Origin of the sequence: Azospirillum sp. TSH64 (assembly GCF_003116035.1) — a bacterium.
Classification (GTDB): Bacteria; Pseudomonadota; Alphaproteobacteria; order Azospirillales; family Azospirillaceae; genus Azospirillum.
In genome coordinates, this window is the sequence record NZ_LGQW01000015.1 from 7,526,290 (window position 1) to 7,541,344 (window position 15,055).

Annotated in this window: 26 protein-coding genes; 2 read left to right on the forward strand and 24 right to left on the reverse strand. The window is 65.2% G+C overall.

Going from position 1 to position 15,055, the window contains the following annotated elements; all coding sequences use genetic code 11:
- The first annotated feature begins 112 nt into the window (after positions 1-112).
- Together TSH64_RS35025 and TSH64_RS35030 are read left to right on the forward strand one after the other, a co-directional pair.
- Positions 113-1,030 (forward strand): DMT family transporter, encoded by a 918-nt coding sequence (locus TSH64_RS35025; RefSeq protein WP_109453367.1) that lies wholly within the window; start codon positions 113-115, stop codon positions 1,028-1,030.
- A gap of 163 nt (positions 1,031-1,193) precedes the next feature.
- A complete protein-coding gene (locus tag TSH64_RS35030) occupies positions 1,194-1,967 on the forward strand; it encodes a FadR/GntR family transcriptional regulator (protein ID WP_109452167.1) in 774 nt (257 codons plus the stop codon).
- A gap of 92 nt (positions 1,968-2,059) precedes the next feature.
- Here TSH64_RS35030 and TSH64_RS35035 read toward each other — a convergent pair whose 3' ends face one another.
- The 24 genes from TSH64_RS35035 to tuf all read right to left on the reverse strand — a co-directional run.
- A complete protein-coding gene (locus tag TSH64_RS35035) occupies positions 2,060-2,707 on the reverse strand; it encodes an adenylate kinase (protein ID WP_098740483.1) in 648 nt (215 codons plus the stop codon).
- Positions 2,707-4,047: a preprotein translocase subunit SecY gene (gene secY / locus TSH64_RS35040; RefSeq protein WP_098740484.1), complete on the reverse strand. Its 1,341-nt coding sequence runs from the start codon at positions 4,045-4,047 to the stop codon at positions 2,707-2,709. Before secY ends, TSH64_RS35035 begins: the two co-directional genes overlap by 1 nt.
- 123 nt (positions 4,048-4,170) lie before the next feature.
- Entirely contained in the window at positions 4,171-4,656 is a 486-nt protein-coding gene (gene rplO / locus TSH64_RS35045) for a 50S ribosomal protein L15 (RefSeq protein WP_109051337.1), read from the reverse strand.
- A 4-nt stretch (positions 4,657-4,660) separates the two neighbouring features.
- Entirely contained in the window at positions 4,661-4,852 is a 192-nt protein-coding gene (gene rpmD / locus TSH64_RS35050; RefSeq protein WP_042694084.1) for a 50S ribosomal protein L30, read from the reverse strand.
- A 2-nt stretch (positions 4,853-4,854) separates the two neighbouring features.
- The gene (gene rpsE, locus TSH64_RS35055) at positions 4,855-5,424 is read right to left on the reverse strand and encodes a 30S ribosomal protein S5 (RefSeq protein ID WP_014246902.1); all 570 of its coding nucleotides are present in this window, start codon (positions 5,422-5,424) and stop codon (positions 4,855-4,857) included.
- A gap of 12 nt (positions 5,425-5,436) precedes the next feature.
- Positions 5,437-5,799, reverse strand: a complete 363-nt coding sequence (gene rplR, locus TSH64_RS35060; protein ID WP_098740487.1) for a 50S ribosomal protein L18 — start codon at positions 5,797-5,799, stop codon at positions 5,437-5,439.
- A gap of 5 nt (positions 5,800-5,804) precedes the next feature.
- The gene (rplF, locus tag TSH64_RS35065) at positions 5,805-6,338 is read right to left on the reverse strand and encodes a 50S ribosomal protein L6 (RefSeq protein ID WP_063633869.1); all 534 of its coding nucleotides are present in this window, start codon (positions 6,336-6,338) and stop codon (positions 5,805-5,807) included.
- Positions 6,339-6,351: 13 nt separating this feature from the next.
- Positions 6,352-6,750 (reverse strand): 30S ribosomal protein S8, encoded by a 399-nt coding sequence (gene rpsH, locus TSH64_RS35070; protein WP_085088120.1) that lies wholly within the window; start codon positions 6,748-6,750, stop codon positions 6,352-6,354.
- A 13-nt stretch (positions 6,751-6,763) separates the two neighbouring features.
- Entirely contained in the window at positions 6,764-7,069 is a 306-nt protein-coding gene (gene rpsN, locus TSH64_RS35075; RefSeq protein ID WP_098740488.1) for a 30S ribosomal protein S14, read from the reverse strand.
- Between the two features lie 15 nt (positions 7,070-7,084).
- Positions 7,085-7,627, reverse strand: a complete 543-nt coding sequence (gene rplE / locus TSH64_RS35080) for a 50S ribosomal protein L5 (protein ID WP_012973217.1) — start codon at positions 7,625-7,627, stop codon at positions 7,085-7,087.
- Positions 7,628-7,637: 10 nt separating this feature from the next.
- Positions 7,638-7,955 (reverse strand): 50S ribosomal protein L24, encoded by a 318-nt coding sequence (gene rplX, locus TSH64_RS35085; RefSeq protein WP_014246896.1) that lies wholly within the window; start codon positions 7,953-7,955, stop codon positions 7,638-7,640.
- Complete coding sequence (rplN, locus tag TSH64_RS35090) at positions 7,955-8,323, reverse strand: 50S ribosomal protein L14 (protein WP_012973215.1); 369 nt, start codon at positions 8,321-8,323, stop codon at positions 7,955-7,957. The genes rplX and rplN overlap by 1 nt, the downstream gene beginning before the upstream one ends.
- A 19-nt stretch (positions 8,324-8,342) precedes the next feature.
- Positions 8,343-8,597: a 30S ribosomal protein S17 gene (gene rpsQ / locus TSH64_RS35095; protein ID WP_042694099.1), complete on the reverse strand. Its 255-nt coding sequence runs from the start codon at positions 8,595-8,597 to the stop codon at positions 8,343-8,345.
- A gap of 12 nt (positions 8,598-8,609) precedes the next feature.
- The gene (gene rpmC / locus TSH64_RS35100; protein ID WP_042694100.1) at positions 8,610-8,816 is read right to left on the reverse strand and encodes a 50S ribosomal protein L29; all 207 of its coding nucleotides are present in this window, start codon (positions 8,814-8,816) and stop codon (positions 8,610-8,612) included.
- On the reverse strand, positions 8,813-9,244 hold the full coding sequence (gene rplP / locus TSH64_RS35105; RefSeq protein ID WP_014246894.1) for a 50S ribosomal protein L16: 432 nt from the start codon (positions 9,242-9,244) through the stop codon (positions 8,813-8,815). Before rplP ends, rpmC begins: the two co-directional genes overlap by 4 nt.
- A gap of 12 nt (positions 9,245-9,256) precedes the next feature.
- Positions 9,257-10,006, reverse strand: coding sequence for a 30S ribosomal protein S3 (gene rpsC / locus TSH64_RS35110; RefSeq protein WP_012973211.1), 750 nt, complete (start codon positions 10,004-10,006; stop codon positions 9,257-9,259).
- A complete protein-coding gene (rplV, locus tag TSH64_RS35115; RefSeq protein WP_012973210.1) occupies positions 10,006-10,401 on the reverse strand; it encodes a 50S ribosomal protein L22 in 396 nt (131 codons plus the stop codon). Before rplV ends, rpsC begins: the two co-directional genes overlap by 1 nt.
- 3 nt (positions 10,402-10,404) lie before the next feature.
- On the reverse strand, positions 10,405-10,683 hold the full coding sequence (gene rpsS, locus TSH64_RS35120; protein WP_012973209.1) for a 30S ribosomal protein S19: 279 nt from the start codon (positions 10,681-10,683) through the stop codon (positions 10,405-10,407).
- A 12-nt stretch (positions 10,684-10,695) separates the two neighbouring features.
- The gene (rplB, locus tag TSH64_RS35125; RefSeq protein ID WP_098740492.1) at positions 10,696-11,523 is read right to left on the reverse strand and encodes a 50S ribosomal protein L2; all 828 of its coding nucleotides are present in this window, start codon (positions 11,521-11,523) and stop codon (positions 10,696-10,698) included.
- Positions 11,524-11,539: 16 nt separating this feature from the next.
- Positions 11,540-11,857 (reverse strand): 50S ribosomal protein L23, encoded by a 318-nt coding sequence (locus tag TSH64_RS35130; RefSeq protein ID WP_109452170.1) that lies wholly within the window; start codon positions 11,855-11,857, stop codon positions 11,540-11,542.
- Positions 11,854-12,474 (reverse strand): 50S ribosomal protein L4, encoded by a 621-nt coding sequence (gene rplD, locus TSH64_RS35135; protein WP_109051340.1) that lies wholly within the window; start codon positions 12,472-12,474, stop codon positions 11,854-11,856. The genes TSH64_RS35130 and rplD overlap by 4 nt, the downstream gene beginning before the upstream one ends.
- 5 nt (positions 12,475-12,479) lie before the next feature.
- A complete protein-coding gene (gene rplC, locus TSH64_RS35140) occupies positions 12,480-13,190 on the reverse strand; it encodes a 50S ribosomal protein L3 (protein WP_109452172.1) in 711 nt (236 codons plus the stop codon).
- Positions 13,191-13,251: 61 nt separating this feature from the next.
- Positions 13,252-13,560 carry a 30S ribosomal protein S10 gene (rpsJ, locus tag TSH64_RS35145; RefSeq protein ID WP_012973204.1) on the reverse strand — a complete coding sequence of 103 codons (309 nt, stop codon included), beginning with the start codon at positions 13,558-13,560 and terminating at the stop codon, positions 13,252-13,254.
- 540 nt (positions 13,561-14,100) lie between these two features.
- Positions 14,101-15,055, reverse strand: a 955-nt coding sequence (tuf, locus tag TSH64_RS35150; protein WP_109453369.1) for an elongation factor Tu, incomplete at its 5' end; no start/stop codon positions are given.

Consider the following 15,055-nt stretch of genomic DNA (forward strand, 5'->3'; position numbering starts at 1 on the left):
CCGCGGTTTTTCCCATCGCCGCCGGCAGCCTCCGGGAGAGTCCCGGGGGCGCACGGCAGCCATGACTTGCGTCCCGCTGGCCCAGCAACCGAGCGGCCGTTATAAGCGGTCCATGCCAGACGCCAGTGCCTTCCCCGTCGACCATGCGTACCGGACCCAGCGCATCGCCCTGATCGCGCTGCTGGTCGGCGCCTTGGGCATCGCCTTTGCCCCCATCTTCGTCCGGCTGTCGGAGGTCGGACCGGTCGCCACCGGCTTCTGGCGGACCGCGCTGGCGATGCCGGCACTGGGGCTGTGGATGGCCGCCGAGTCGCGGCAGCGGGGCGGGCGCTCCAGCCGCCGCCCCTCCTCGGTCTCCGACTATGCCCGCCTGTCGCTGGCCGGCCTGTTCTTCGCCGGCGACCTTGCGATCTGGCACACGTCGATTCGCTTCACTTCGGTCGCCAACTCGACGCTGCTGGCGAACTTCGCCCCGCTCTACGTGGCGCCGGCCGCCTGGTTCCTGTTCAAGGAGCGGATCACCCGCCGTTTCGTCATGGGCATGCTGCTGGCACTGGCGGGCGCCATCGTGCTGATGGGGGAGAGCTTCCAGCTCGATGCCGATCATCTGTTCGGCGATGGGCTGGCCCTGCTCACCGCCGCCTTCTATGCCGGCTACATCCTGTCGGTCGGGCGGCTGCGCGCGGAATTCTCCACCGCCACCATCATGACCTGGAGCGGCGCGATATCCGCCTTGGTGCTGTTGCCGATCGGCCTGTATGACGGCGAGCCGATGCTGCCGGCGAGCGCGTCCGGCTGGGCGGTGCTGGCGGGCCTTGCCCTGTTCAGCCACGCCTGCGGCCAGAGCCTGATCGCCTACGCCCTGGCGCATCTGCCGGCGTCCTTCTCGTCGGTCAGCCTGCTGCTTCAGCCGGCAGCGGCAGCCATCCTCGCCTGGGTTCTCCTGAGTGAGCCTCTGGGCCCGTTGCAGGCACTGGGTGCCGCGGTGATCCTGGCGGGCATCCTGCTGGCCCGCCCCGGCGGCCGCTGACCCCCAGGTCCGGGCGGTTGCCCATCGCCATCGCCGCCATAGTTTTCCATCCCGTGGGCAAGGCGCCGCAGCGCGGCGGTCGGGCATTGACCGCACCCGCCGGGACCGTTACCGGTATGACCATCCAGCAATGAACCGCCTTCCGACCAAAGGGGAACAACCCGTGCCCGGCACCGACGACAGCGCTCACGTCCCCTCCTCTTCCCAGCGCATTTCGGAGTGGGTGGCGCAACAGCTCCTCGACCGCATTGCGCGGGGCGAGCTGGTGCCGGGTGAACGTCTGCCGGGCGAGCGCCAGCTGGCTGAACAGCTGCATGTCAGCCGGGTTTCCGTTCGTGCCGCGCTGCAGAAGTTGAAGACGCAGGGCTTCCTGACCGCAGTCCAGGGCGGCGGCACCCGTGTCGTCTCCTCGGCCGGCGTAATGGACGGGGCATTGACCGCCATGGTCCGCAGCACCCACCAGAACCTGTGCGACCTCGTCGAAATCCGCATGGCACTGGAGAGCTGGGCCGCCCGCCGCGCCGCGGAGCGCGCGACGCCGGAGCAGATCGACACCATCGGCCGCATTTTGGCGGCGATGACCGAGACCAACCGCGACGGCGGTCGCGCTGCCGACGACATGGATTTCCACGTCGCCGTCGCCCAGGCGTCGGGCAGCCCGGTCTACCTCCATCTGCTGTCGACCATCCGCGACATCCTCGGCAACATGGTCGAGATGAAGCACACGGAACCCTTCATGGAAAACCATGAAACGCTGATGATCGAGCATCACCGCGCCATCCATCAGGCCCTCGCCCGCCGCGACCCGGACGGCGCCGCGAACGCCGTCACCGCTCATCTCGGCTGGATCCTGGCGCGCTACCGCACGATGTCCGACCATTCCGCCGGCGGCACCGACAGCGCGACCGACGCCTCCCCCTCCCCCAGCGCCGGCTGACACCGGCAGCCCGCTCCAAAGACGGCAAAAAAGAAAGGCCGCAGCCTCCGGATGGAGACTGCGGCCTTTTTCTATCCGACCGACGGCGATCCTCAGCTGGCGAGGATCGTCCCGATCTGCTTGGTAACCTCATCGATGTCGGCCATGCCGTCCACCACCTTCAGCACGCCGCGGCCCTGGTAATAGGGCAGGATCGGCGCGGTCTGCTGGTGATACTGGCCCAGGCGGGTGGTCACCGTCTCCGCATTGTCGTCGGCGCGCCGCTTGAATTCGGTGCTGCCGCAGACATCGCAGACGCCCTCGACCTTCGGCTTCTCGAAGCTGTCGTGATAGCCCTTGCCGCACTTGGCGCAGGTATAACGGCCGGTGATGCGGTCAACAAGCACGTCGTCGACCACCCGCATCTCGATCACGTGATCGAGCTTCAGGCCCTTCTCATCCAGCATCCGATCCAGCGCCTCGGCCTGAGCGACCGTGCGCGGGAACCCGTCGAGGATGAAGCCGTTCTTCACGTCAGGCTTCGAAATGCGTTCGGCGATCATGCTGACCATCAGCTCGTCCGGCATCAGCTTGCCGGCGGCCATGATCTCCTTCGCCTGCTGCCCGAGCGGCCCGCCTTCCGCCACCATGGCGCGGAGCATGTCGCCGGTCGACAACTGCACCAGACCACGAGTGTCTTCCAGACGGCGCGCCTGGGTCCCCTTCCCGGCGCCCGGCGGACCGAGCAGTATGAGGTTCATTACTTTCTCCCCCGAAGCTTCGATTTCTTGATCAATCCCTCATACTGGTGGGCCAGCAGGTGGGAATGAATCTGCGCAACCGTGTCCATCGTGACGGTGACCACGATCAGCAGGCTGGTGCCGCCAAAATAAAACGGAACCGAGTGCTGGGATATCAGGATTTCGGGGAGGAGACAAACCGCCACAAGGTAGGCGGAGCCGATGACCGTCAGCCGCGTCAGCACGTAGTCGATGTGGTCGGCGGTGTTCTTGCCCGGACGGATGCCGGGGATGAAGCCGCCGTACTTACGCAGGTTGTCGGCCGTCTCCGTCGGGTTGAAGACGATGGCGGTGTAGAAGAAGCAGAAGAACACGATCAGCGAGGCGTACAGCAGCATATAGAGCGGCGTGCCGTGCGCGACGTAGCGCGACACCGCCTGCAGCCACTCCGGCCCTTCGCCGCCGGCGAAGCCGACCGCGGTCAGCGGCAGCAGCAGCAGCGACGAAGCGAAGATCGGCGGAATGACGCCGGCCGTGTTCATCTTCAGCGGCAGGTGCGACGCTTCGCCGCCGAATACCCGGTTGCCGACCTGACGCTTCGGATACTGCACCAGCAGGCGGCGCTGGGCACGTTCCATGAAGACGATGAAGAACACCACGCCGACCGCCATCACCAGCATCAGGATGATGAAGACGGTGGACAGCGCACCCTGTCGGCCGAGTTCCAGCGTGTTGACCAGCGCACGCGGCAGTTCCGCGACGATGCCGGCGAAGATGATCAGCGAGGTGCCGTTGCCGATGCCCCGCGCGGTGATCTGTTCGCCCAGCCACATCAGGAACATGGTGCCGCCGACCAGCGTGATGACCGTGGCGATGCGGAAGAACAGGCCGGGGTCGATGACCGCAGCACCCGTGGAGCCGCGCATCGACTCAAGCCCGACCGCGAGGCCGTAGGCCTGGACGGTGGCGAGAACGACGGTGCCGAACCGGGTGTATTGGTTCAGCTTCTTGCGCCCGGCCTCGCCTTCCTTCTTCATGGCCTCCATCTGCGGTGACACGGCGGTCAGCAACTGCACGATGATGGACGCCGAGATGTACGGCATGATGTTGAGCGCGAAGATGGTCATGCGGTGGAGCGCACCGCCGGCCAGCATGTCGAACATCCCGAGGATGCCGCTGCCCTGCTGCTTGAAAACGTCCTGCAGGATATGCGGATCGATGCCCGGAATCGGGATGTAGGTGCCCAGCCGATAGACGATCAGGGCCGCCAAGGTGAACCAAATCCGCTTTTTCAGCTCGGTCGCCTTGGAGAAAGCCCCGAAATTGATGTTGGCGGCAAGCTGCTCGGCCGCTGATGCCATGGTCCAATCCCTGTCCCGTAAGCGCGAACGGGGCGGCACTGCATGACGCAGGCCGCCCCTCGCGACTTCGCTTTTTGTAGTGCCCCGAAAGCCCGCGCGCAAGCACGGGCTTGTCGCGGAACTTTACTCGGCGGCTTCGGCGGCGGGAGCGGTCAGCGTGACGCTGCCACCCGCCTTCTCGACGGCTTCGATCGCCGACTTGGACGCGCCGGCGACCGTGAAGGAAACCTTCGCGGTCAGCTCGCCCTTGCCCAGCAGACGGACACCGTCCTTCTTCACCTTGCCGGTGACGCCGGCGGCGTTGAGCGCCGCGGCATCGATGGTCTCGGCGGCGTTCAGCTTGCCCAGGTCGATGGCCTTCTGGACCATGCCCAGGTTAACCACCGAGTATTCCTTGGCGAAGATGTTCCGGAAACCGCGCTTCGGCAGGCGGCGGTGCAGAGGCATCTGCCCACCTTCGAAGCCGTTGATCGCCACGCCAGTGCGCGAGGTCTGACCCTTCACGCCGCGGCCAGCGGTCTTGCCCTTGCCCGAACCGATACCGCGACCGACGCGCATGCGCGCCTTGCGGGCACCGGCGTTGTCACGCAGGTCATTAAGCTTGGTCATGATCTCAGCCCTCGTTCTCGACGCGGACCAGGTGCGCGACCTTGGCGATCATGCCCCGCACGGCCGGAGTGTCCTCCAGCTCGCGGGTCCGGTGCAGCTTGTTGAGACCCAGACCGACCAGCGTTTCGCGCTGGTCGTGCTTGCGGCCGATCGGGCTGCCGATCTGGGTCACGACGACGGTCTTCTTCTCGCTCATGATCAGGCCTCCTGACCGGCGCCGGCCTCGCGACGACCGAGGATGTCGCTCACGCGACGACCACGGCGCGCCGCGACGGACCGCGGGCTGGTGACCTGGGTCAGGGCGTCGAAGGTCGCCTTGATCATGTTGTGCGGGTTCGACGTGCCGATCGACTTGGTCACGACGTCAGCGACGCCGAGAGCCTCGAAGATCGCGCGCATCGGACCACCGGCGATGATGCCGGTACCGGCCGGAGCCGCCCGCAGCACGACCTTGCCGGCACCGAAGTGGCCGTTGGTGTCATGATGCAGCGTACGGCCTTCGCGCAGCGGGACGCGGATCATGCCGCGCTTGGCCTGGTCGGTCGCCTTGCGAATGGCTTCCGGGACCTCGCGGGCCTTGCCCGAGCCGACGCCGACACGACCCTTGCCGTCGCCAACGACGACCAGAGCGGCGAAGCCGAAGCGACGACCACCCTTGACCACCTTGGCAACGCGGTTGATGCCGACGAGCTTTTCGATCAGCTCGCTTTCTTCCCGCTCGCGCGGCTGCCGGTCGCGGTTGTCCCGCTCCCCACGTTCACGTGCCATATCCGGGCCTCCTTAGAACGACAGCCCGCCCTCACGGGCGGCGTCGGCCAGGGCCTTGACCCGGCCATGGTAAATGTAACCACCGCGGTCGAACACGACCTCGGTAATCCCAGCGGCCTTGGCGCGCTCGGCGATCAACTCGCCGATGCGCTTGGCAGCATCGACGTTGCCGCCGTGCTTGAGCTGCTCGCGCAGCTCCTTCTCGAGCGACGAGGCGGACGCGAGCGTCTGGCCGTTCACGTCGTCGATGATCTGGGCGTAGATGTGCAGATTGGACCGGAAGACCGAGAGGCGAACACGCCCGCCGGCCTTCTTGGCAATCTGCGCGCGCACGCGCTGCTTGCGGCGCTCGTGGAGTTGCTTTGGCTTCAGCATGGCGGTTACTTCTTCTTACCTTCCTTGCGCAGGACGGTTTCGGTCTCGTACTTGATGCCCTTGCCCTTGTAGGGCTCCGGCTTCTTCCAACCGCGGATCTCGGCGGCAACCTGGCCGACCTTGTGCTTGTCGTAGCCGCTGACCGAGATCGCCGTCGGCTTGTCGCACTTGATCGTGATGCCTTCCGGGATCGGGTACTTCACGTCGTGCGAGAAGCCGAGCTGGAGAACCAGCTCCTTGCCCTGCACGGCCGCGCGGTAACCGACGCCGTTGATTTCCAGGTTGATCGTGTAGCCCTGGCTGACACCGGTGACCATGTTGTTGATCAGGGTGCGCGAGGTCGCCCACATGACGCGGGCGCGCTTGCTGTCGTTTGCCGGCTTCACCACCACCTTGCCGTCTTCCAGCGAGGCGGTGATGTCGTCGATCAGGGTCAGGCTGAGTTGCCCCAGCTTGCCCTTGGCCGTCACCTGCTGACCGTCGACCTTTACGTCGACGCCAGCCGGGACCGGCACGGGATGCTTGCCAATGCGCGACATCTGCCAATCCCCCTTAGAACACGCGGCAGAGGACTTCACCGCCAACGTTGGCGGAGCGGGCCTCATTGTCCGACATCACGCCGCGCGGGGTCGACAGGATCGACAGACCGAGCCCGTTGTAGACACGGGGCAGGTCGGCGATCTTCGAGTAGACGCGGCGGCCGGGCTTCGACACACGGGCGATCTGCTTAATGACAGGCTCGCCTTCGTGGTACTTCAGCTCGATCTTCAGGTTCTTGACGCCCGGACGCAGTTCTTCCTCGGACCAGCCGCGGATGAAGCCTTCACGCTTCAGAACTTCCAGGACGTTGACGCGCAGCTTAGACGCCGGGGAAACCACAACGGACATGCGGGCGTGCTGACCGTTGCGGATGCGGGTCAGCATATCGCCGAGCGGATCGCTCAAAGACATTCTCGGACCCTCCTTACCAGCTCGACTTCGTCATGCCCGGAATCTGGCCGGTCGAGGCCAGTTCGCGGAGCGTGACGCGGGACAGCTTGAACTTGCGATAGAACGCGCGCGGACGCCCGGTCATTTCGCAGCGGTTCCGGATGCGCACCTTCGAGGAGTTGCGCGGCAGTTCGGCCAGCTTGAGGCGGGCAGCGAATTGCTCTTCCGGCGGGAGGGCCTTGTCGTTCGCGATTGCCTTCAGGCGCGCACGCTTGTTCGCGTACTGCTTGGCCAGCTTGGCGCGACGCTTGTTCTTTTCGATGGCACTGGTCTTAGCCATGGTCGTGCTCCAGCCTCAGCTCACGAACGGCATGTCGAAGCCCTTCAGGAGAGCCTTGGCTTCCTGATCGGTCTTCGCCGAAGTGACGATGATGATGTCCATGCCGCGGATCTGATCGATCTTGTCGTAATCGATCTCCGGGAAAATGATCTGCTCCTTGACACCCATGGCATAGTTGCCACGGCCGTCAAAGCTGTCACCCGGGATGCCGCGGAAGTCACGGACGCGCGGCAACGCAATCGTCACCAGGCGATCCAGGAACTCGTACATGCGGTCGCGGCGGAGCGTGACCTTGCAGCCGATCGCCATGCCTTCGCGCAGCTTGAACTGGGCGATCGACTTGCGCGACTTGGTCACCACCGGCTTCTGACCGGTGATGGCGGCCATCTCGGCCACGGCGAGCTGGATCTTCTTGGAGTCGGCGACAGCCTCGCCGACTCCCATGTTGACCACGATCTTCTCGATCCGCGGAACTTCCAGGTCGTTCTTGTAGCCGAATTCCGACTTCAGAGCGGCGCGGATCTTGGAATCGTAAACTTCTTTCAAACGTGCGGTCATGCCCGGGTCCTCACAGGTCAATGACTTCGCCGGACCGCTTGGCGACACGCACCTTGCGGCCATCCTCAAGGATCTTGAAACCGACGCGGGTCGGCTTGCCATCCTTGGGATCGACGTGAGCGAGATTGGAGACGTTGATCGGCGCCTCCATCTCGATGATGCCACCCTGCGAGCGGGCGCTGGCACGTTGGTGCTTCTTCACCACGTTCACGCCCTGCACAACGGCACGGTTCTCCTTGGGGAAAACCTTCAACACCTCGCCGGTCTTGCCTTTGTCGCGGCCGGTCAGGACAACGACCTTGTCCTTGGTCTTGATCTTGGCGGCCATTACAGCACCTCCGGCGCCAGCGAGATGATCTTCATGAACTTCTTGCCGCGCAGCTCGCGAGTGACCGGCCCGAAAATACGGGTGCCGATCGGCTCGCCCTGCTTGTTGATCAGCACGGCGGCATTCCGGTCGAAACGGATCGCCGACCCGTCCTCCCGACGCAGTTCCTTCGCGGTGCGGACGATGACGGCGCGATGCACGTCACCCTTCTTGACGCGGCCCTTCGGAATGGCCTCCTTGACCGAGACGACGATGACGTCGCCCACGGTCGCGACCTTCCGCTTGGACCCGCCAAGCACCTTGATGCACTGCACCCGGCGCGCCCCGCTGTTATCGGCGACTTCCAGGTTGGTTTGCATCTGGATCATTGTTTACGACCTTTCGTTATCACGCGGCGCCGCTGTCGGCGGCGGACTCCGTCACGACCGTCCAACGCTTGGACTTCGAGATCGGGCGGCATTCGATGATCGAAACGGTATCGCCGACCTTGAACTGGTTACCCTCGTCGTGGGCGGCGTACTTCTTCGACTGACGAATGAACTTCTTGTACACGGGGTGCATGACGCGGCGCTCGACAAGAACCGTAACGGTCTTGTCGCACTTGTCGCTGACCACCGTGCCCTGCAGAACGCGGCGAGGCATGGATGATCCCCCTTACTTGCCGGCGTCGGCGGAGCGGGCGCGCTCGCCGAGGATGGTCTTGATGCGGGCGATGTCGCGGCGCACCGTGTTCACCCGCGCGGTGTTCTCCAGCTGGCCGGAGGCCTTCTGGAAGCGCAGGTTGAACTGCTCCTTCTTGAGCTGGATGAGCTGATCGTTCAGCTCATCCGCGCTCTTCGTACGAATGTCTACGGCCTTCATGCCGCGGTCTCCTCGACACCGCCCAGGCGGGTCACCAGCTTCACCTTGATCGGCAGCTTCGCGGCCGCCAGAGCGAAGGCGGTTTTTGCCACATCTGCCGGCACGCCGTCCAGTTCAAACAGGATGCGACCCGGCTTCACGCGAGCCGCCCAGTACTCCGGCGAGCCCTTACCGGAACCCATGCGGACTTCGGCGGGCTTGGTGGAGACGGGGAGGTCCGGGAAAATGCGGATCCAGACGCGGCCCTGACGCTTCATCGCACGGGTGATCGCGCGGCGGGCCGCTTCGATCTGACGGGCGGTGATGCGCTCCGGCTCCAGGGCCTTGAGGCCGAAGGAGCCGAAATTCAGGGCGGTACCGCCCTTGGCGTTGCCGTGGATGCGGCCCTTGTGGGCCTTACGGAATTTCGTGCGCTTGGGAGAAAGCATCGCTCGGCCCCTTTACTCGCGTTCGGAGCGCTCGGAGCGCTCGCGACGGTCGCGGCGATCGTGCCGCTCGCGGCGCGGCTCGCCATCGGTCGACACCGGCTCGGAACCCATGCGCTTGTCCTGCGCCATCGGGTCGTGAGCCATCACCTCGCCCTTGAACACCCACACCTTGACACCGCAGGTGCCGTAGGTGGTCTTGGCGGTGCCCACACCGTAGTCGATGTCGGCGCGCAGGGTGTGCAGCGGAACGCGGCCTTCGCGGTACCACTCCATGCGGGCGATTTCCGCACCGCCGAGACGGCCCGAGCAGTTGATCCGGATGCCCTGGGCGCCCAGACGCATGGCGGACTGCACGGCGCGCTTCATGGCGCGACGAAATGCCACACGGCGCTCAAGCTGGCTGGCGATGTTCTCGGCGATGAGGCGAGCGTCGATTTCCGGCTTGCGGATCTCGACGATGTTCAGGCTCACCTCGCTGCCGGTCATCTTGGACAGCTCAAGACGCAGCTTCTCGATGTCCGCGCCCTTCTTGCCGATCACCACGCCCGGACGAGCCGAGTGAATGGTGATGCGGGCCTTCTTGGCCGGGCGTTCGATGACGACGCGCGAGCAACCGGCCTGCTGCAGGCGACCCTGCAGATAGCCACGCAGCTTCAGGTCCTGGTGCAGCAGATTGGCGTAGTCGCGCTTGGCGAACCAACGGCTGTCCCAGGTCCGGTTGATGCCGAGGCGCAGCCCGATCGGATTGATTTTCTGACCCATTACTCGGCCCCCTCGGCAACGGCGGCGTCACGCTCGCGGACGATGATCGTCAGGTTGCTGAACAGCTTCTCGACCCGGGCGCCACGACCGCGGGCACGGGCGTGGAAGCGCTTCATCACCAGAGCGCGACCGACCGTCGCCGACGACACGTACAGACGGTCGACGTCGAGCTGGTGGTTGTTCTCGGCGTTCGCGATCGCGGCCTGCAGGACCTTCTTCACTTCGCCGGCGATGCGGCGCTTGGAGAAGGTCAGCTCGGCCACGGCGCGGCTGGCATCCATGTTCCGGATGAGCTGGGCGACGAGGTTGAGCTTCCGCGGGCTGGTGCGGATCATCGGATTGCGGGCCAGAGCCTCGTTCTCCGCGACCCGGCTGGGGTTGGCAGACTTGCCCATGGCTTACTTCCTCTTCGCCTTCTTGTCCGCCGCGTGGCCATAGAAGGTCCGCGTCGGAGCGAACTCGCCGAACTTGTGACCGATCATGTGCTCGGTAACCAGAACAGGCAGGAACTTGTGGCCGTTGTAGACGCCGAACGTCAGACCGACGAACTGCGGCAGGATGGTCGAACGACGCGACCAGATCTTGATGATCTCGTTGCGGCCCGAAGCCCGGCTCTTGTCCGCCTTCTTCAGCAGATAGCCGTCGACGAACGGGCCCTTCCAAACGGAGCGTGCCATCGTTCGACCTCCTTACTTCGAATGACGGCGGCGCAGGATCAGGCCATCCGTCTTCTTGTTGTGACGAGTCTTCTTGCCCTTGGTCGGCTTGCCCCACGGCGTGACCGGATGACGGCCGCCCGAGGTGCGACCCTCACCACCACCGTGCGGGTGGTCGATCGGGTTCATGGCGACGCCACGGACCGACGGACGCTTGCCCAGCCAGCGGTTGCGACCGGCCTTGCCAAGGTTGGTGTTCATCTGGTCCGGGTTGGACACGGCACCCAGGGTGGCCATGCACTCGCCACGAACCATGCGCAGCTCGCCGGACGGCAGCTTCAGCTGGGCGTAGCCGCCGTCGCGGCCGACCAGCTGCAGGTAGGTGCCGGCGGAACGAGCCACCTGACCACCCTTGCCGGCCTTCAGCTCGACGTTGTGCACGATCGAACCGACCGGGATGTTCTTCAGCGGCATCGCGTTGCCGGGCTTCACGTCGGTGCGCTCGCCGGAGATCACGGTGTCGCCGACCTTCAGGCGCTGCGGCGCCAGGATGTAGGACAGGGTCCCATCCTGGTACTTGATCAGCGCGATGAAGGCCGTGCGGTTCGGATCGTATTCCAGCCGCTCGACGGTGGCCGGAACGTCGAACTTGCGACGCTTGAAGTCCACCAGACGGTAGGTACGCTTATGACCGCCACCCATGCGGCGCGCAGTGATGCGGCCGGTGTTGTTGCGGCCACCAGACTTGGTCAGGCCCTCGGTGAGGGTCTTGACCGGCTTGCCCTTCCACAGCTCCGAGCGGTCAACGATGACCAGCTGGCGGAGCGACGGCGTAATCGGGCGGTATTGCTTCAGAGCCATCGGATCACACTCCCGCTCAGATGCCCGTGGTCACGTCGATCTTGTTACCCTCGGCGAGGGTGACGACGGCCTTCTTGAAGTCCGAGCGACGGCCGATGGTGCCGCGGAACCGCTTGGTCTTGCCCTTGGAAACGAGGGTGTTGACCCCGGTCACCTTGACGTTGAAGAGACCTTCAACGGCGGCCTTGATCTCCGGCTTGGAGGCCGTGAGCGGCACGCGGAACGTGACCTGGTTATGCTCCGACACCAACGTCGACTTCTCGGTGATGACGGGAGCGAGGATCAGGTCGTACATCCGCTCCTGGCTCACCGCAGGTTTCGACTGCTTGCTCATTTCAGGCGAGCCTCCAGTTGCTCGACCGCGTTGCGGGTCAGGACCAGCGTGTCGCGGCGGAGAATGTCGTAGACGTTCGCACCCTGCTCCGGCAGCACGTCGATCAGCGGGATGTTGCGCGAAGCCTTGGCGAAGTTGTCGTCCAGGTTCGAGCCATCGATGATCAGCGCCGAAGTCAGGCCGAGGGTGGCAAGACGGGCCGCCAGCTCCTTGGTCTTGTGCGTCTCGGCGGCCGCGGCCTCCAGGACGATCAGCTTGCCCTCGGCGGCCTTGGCCGACAGGGCGGTCTTGAGCGCCAGCTTGCGGACCTTCTTGGTCAGGTCGTGGGCATGCGAACGCACCACCGGCCCGAAGATGGTCGCACCGCCGCGGAACTGCGGCGAACGGATGGAGCCCTGACGAGCGCGGCCGGTGCCCTTCTGCCCATAGGGCTTCTTGGTCGTGCCGCTGATCTCGCTGATGCCCTTGGTCTTGTGGTTGCCGGAGCGGCGCTTGGCCAGCTGCCAGTTAACCATGCGGGCCAGCAGGTCGGTGCGGGCCGGCAGACCGAACACGGCGTCCGACAGCTCGATCTCGCCGACGGCTTCGTTGTTCAGATTCTTGATCGTGGCCTTCATGGCGCTCACTCCTGCGTCTCGGCCGGGGCTTCCGCCGCCGGAGCAGACTTGATGCCGGCCGGGAAGGGCAGGCCTTCCGGAGCCTTCTTCTTGACGGCGTCACGGATGCGCAGCCAACCGCCCTCGGCGCCGGGGACGGCACCCTTGAGCAGGATCAGACCACGGGCTTCGTCGACGGACACGACCTGGAGGTTCAGGACCGTGACCCGCTCGTCGCCGAGATGACCGGCCATCTTCTTGTTCTTGAAGACCTTGCCGGGATCCTGACGGTTACCCGTCGAACCGTGCGAGCGGTGCGACACCGACACGCCGTGCGTGGCGCGCAGACCACCGAAGTTCCAGCGCTTCATCGCACCGGCAAAGCCCTTGCCGATGGAGGTGCCGGTGACGTCGACGAACTGGCCGGCGACGAAGTGCGACACCGACAGCTCGGCACCGACCTCGATCAGGGCATCGGCATCGACGCGGAACTCAACAAGCTTACGCTTGGGCTCCACACGCGCCTTGGCGAAATGCCCGCGCTCAGGCTTGTTGACGTTCTTGACCTTGATGGCGCCCGCGCCGAGCTGGACGGCGGTGTAGCCATCCTTTTCCTCGGTGCGAACGGCGACGACCTGGCAGCTGTCGACTTTCAGCACAGTGACCGGAACATGCTGGCCGTCGTCCGTGAAGACGCGGGTCATGCCGACCTTCTGCGCGATCAAACCGGATCGCATTGTTCTTTATCTCCTGACCAGGGACATCCGATTACCGGAGAGGTCCCTTACCAAACCAAAATCAGAGCTTGATCTCGACGTCGACGCCGGCGGCGAGGTCGAGCTTCATGAGCGCATCCACGGTCTGCGGCGTCGGATCGACGATGTCGAGCAGGCGCTTGTGGGTGCGGATCTCGAACTGCTCGCGCGACTTCTTGTCGATGTGCGGCGAACGGTTCACGGTGAACTTTTCGATGTGCGTCGGCAGGGGGATCGGGCCCCGCACGCGCGCGCCGGTCCGCTTGGCGGTGTTGACGATCTCGCTGGTCGACTGGTCGAGCACGCGATGATCGAACGCCTTCAGACGGATGCGGATGTTCTGGCTGTCCATGTCCAAACGTCCCTTGCACCTTCTAGCGATGACGCGGACGCGTCACCGGAACTCCACGAGCTGCTTCGGGGCTTCGCCGACAGCGCAAGGCCGCGCGCCGAACCACCGAAACGGGGCCGACGGGCGACACTGTGACCGATGCGACGGGCCGACACGAAAAAGAACATCCCCTGCGCGGGAGGCGCGGAGGGGATGTTCCGATCAGCAGACGGCGCGCCTCCCGTGGAGGCGCGCCGTGCCGTTCGTCTCGGGCTGCGTCTAGGCCGAAGCTGCCTACCACCAACCCAAAATCCAGAGGGCGTAATCTCTAGGCGTTCAGCGCCCGCGTGTCAATCCTGAATCTCCCCCCGGATCGGAGGAAGCTGGGTTGACAGGCGGACGGCTCCGAACACCGACGCCCGATGGCTAGAACCGGGCGGGCCAACCTTCCTGCTCGCGCAGGAACGACGGCCCGTCTCTTACATCCGGCGGCCGGAACGCTCCGACCGCCCTACCCGTCCCTCTCCGGCGACCGCCTTGCGGCGGCTGCCGGATGGGTGATCACTCGACGATCTTGGCAACGACGCCGGCGCCGACGGTGCGGCCACCCTCACGGATGGCGAAGCGCAGGCCTTCGTCCATGGCGATTGGGGCGATCAGCGTCACTTCCATGGCGACGTTGTCGCCCGGCATCACCATCTCGACGCCTTCCGGCAGCGCAACCATGCCCGTCACGTCCGTCGTACGGAAGTAGAACTGCGGACGGTAGTTGGTGAAGAACGGCGTGTGACGGCCACCCTCTTCCTTCGTCAGGATGTAGGCTTCGGCCTTGAACTTGGTGTGCGGGGTGATCGAACCCGGCTTGGCCAGAACCTGGCCGCGCTCGACGTCCTCACGCTTCGTGCCGCGCAGCAGGGCGCCGATGTTGTCGCCGGCCTGACCGGACTCGAGCAGCTTGCGGAACATCTCGACGCCGGTCACCGTCGTCTTCACCGTCGCCTTCAGGCCGACGATCTCGACTTCCTCGCCGACCTTCACGATGCCACGCTCAACGCGACCGGTCACAACCGTGCCGCGGCCCGAGATCGAGAACACGTCTTCGATCGGCATCAGGAACGGACGGTCGACCGGACGCTCCGGCTGCGGGATGTACTCGTCAACCGTCTTCATCAGCGCCAGGACGGCGTCACGGCCGATCTCCGGCTGACGGTCTTCCAGGGCGCACAGAGCCGAACCCTTGGTGATCGGAATGTCGTCGCCCGGGAACTGGTAGGACGACAGAAGCTCGCGCACTTCCAGCTCGACCAGCTCCAGCAGCTCCGGATCGTCGACCATGTCGACCTTGTTCATGAACACCACCAGCGCCGGAACGCCAACCTGGCGCGCCAGCAGGATGTGCTCGCGGGTCTGCGGCATCGGGCCGTCGGCGGCCGACACCACCAGGATCGCGCCGTCCATCTGGGCGGCGCCCGTGATCATGTTCTTCACGTAGTCGGCGTGGCCCGGGCAGTCGACG

Excerpts from the sequence above, each read along its gene's own strand:
- TSH64_RS35025 (WP_109453367.1), top strand. The coding sequence starts at position 113 with ATGCCAGACGCCAGTGCCTTCCCCGTCGACCATGCGTACCGGACCCAG.
- TSH64_RS35035 (WP_098740483.1), bottom strand. The coding sequence starts at position 2,707 with ATGAACCTCATACTGCTCGGTCCGCCGGGCGCCGGGAAGGGGACCCAG.
- secY (WP_098740484.1), bottom strand. The coding sequence starts at position 4,047 with ATGGCATCAGCGGCCGAGCAGCTTGCCGCCAACATCAATTTCGGGGCT.
- rplO (WP_109051337.1), bottom strand. The coding sequence starts at position 4,656 with ATGACCAAGCTTAATGACCTGCGTGACAACGCCGGTGCCCGCAAGGCG.
- rpmD (WP_042694084.1), bottom strand. The coding sequence starts at position 4,852 with ATGAGCGAGAAGAAGACCGTCGTCGTGACCCAGATCGGCAGCCCGATC.
- rpsE (WP_014246902.1), bottom strand. The coding sequence starts at position 5,424 with ATGGCACGTGAACGTGGGGAGCGGGACAACCGCGACCGGCAGCCGCGC.
- rplR (WP_098740487.1), bottom strand. The coding sequence starts at position 5,799 with ATGCTGAAGCCAAAGCAACTCCACGAGCGCCGCAAGCAGCGCGTGCGC.
- rplF (WP_063633869.1), bottom strand. The coding sequence starts at position 6,338 with ATGTCGCGCATTGGCAAGCATCCCGTGCCGGTCCCGGCTGGCGTCGAC.
- rpsH (WP_085088120.1), bottom strand. The coding sequence starts at position 6,750 with ATGTCTTTGAGCGATCCGCTCGGCGATATGCTGACCCGCATCCGCAAC.
- rpsN (WP_098740488.1), bottom strand. The coding sequence starts at position 7,069 with ATGGCTAAGACCAGTGCCATCGAAAAGAACAAGCGTCGCGCCAAGCTG.
- rplE (WP_012973217.1), bottom strand. The coding sequence starts at position 7,627 with ATGACCGCACGTTTGAAAGAAGTTTACGATTCCAAGATCCGCGCCGCT.
- rplX (WP_014246896.1), bottom strand. The coding sequence starts at position 7,955 with ATGGCCGCCAAGATCAAGACCAAGGACAAGGTCGTTGTCCTGACCGGC.
- rplN (WP_012973215.1), bottom strand. The coding sequence starts at position 8,323 with ATGATCCAGATGCAAACCAACCTGGAAGTCGCCGATAACAGCGGGGCG.
- rpsQ (WP_042694099.1), bottom strand. The coding sequence starts at position 8,597 with ATGCCTCGCCGCGTTCTGCAGGGCACGGTGGTCAGCGACAAGTGCGAC.
- rpmC (WP_042694100.1), bottom strand. The coding sequence starts at position 8,816 with ATGAAGGCCGTAGACATTCGTACGAAGAGCGCGGATGAGCTGAACGAT.
- rplP (WP_014246894.1), bottom strand. The coding sequence starts at position 9,244 with ATGCTTTCTCCCAAGCGCACGAAATTCCGTAAGGCCCACAAGGGCCGC.
- rpsC (WP_012973211.1), bottom strand. The coding sequence starts at position 10,006 with ATGGGTCAGAAAATCAATCCGATCGGGCTGCGCCTCGGCATCAACCGG.
- rplV (WP_012973210.1), bottom strand. The coding sequence starts at position 10,401 with ATGGGCAAGTCTGCCAACCCCAGCCGGGTCGCGGAGAACGAGGCTCTG.
- rpsS (WP_012973209.1), bottom strand. The coding sequence starts at position 10,683 with ATGGCACGCTCCGTTTGGAAGGGCCCGTTCGTCGACGGCTATCTGCTG.
- rplB (WP_098740492.1), bottom strand. The coding sequence starts at position 11,523 with ATGGCTCTGAAGCAATACCGCCCGATTACGCCGTCGCTCCGCCAGCTG.
- TSH64_RS35130 (WP_109452170.1), bottom strand. The coding sequence starts at position 11,857 with ATGAGCAAGCAGTCGAAACCTGCGGTGAGCCAGGAGCGGATGTACGAC.
- rplD (WP_109051340.1), bottom strand. The coding sequence starts at position 12,474 with ATGAAGGCCACGATCAAGAATCTGAACAACGAAGCCGTCGGCGAGATC.
- rplC (WP_109452172.1), bottom strand. The coding sequence starts at position 13,190 with ATGCGATCCGGTTTGATCGCGCAGAAGGTCGGCATGACCCGCGTCTTC.
- rpsJ (WP_012973204.1), bottom strand. The coding sequence starts at position 13,560 with ATGGACAGCCAGAACATCCGCATCCGTCTGAAGGCGTTCGATCATCGC.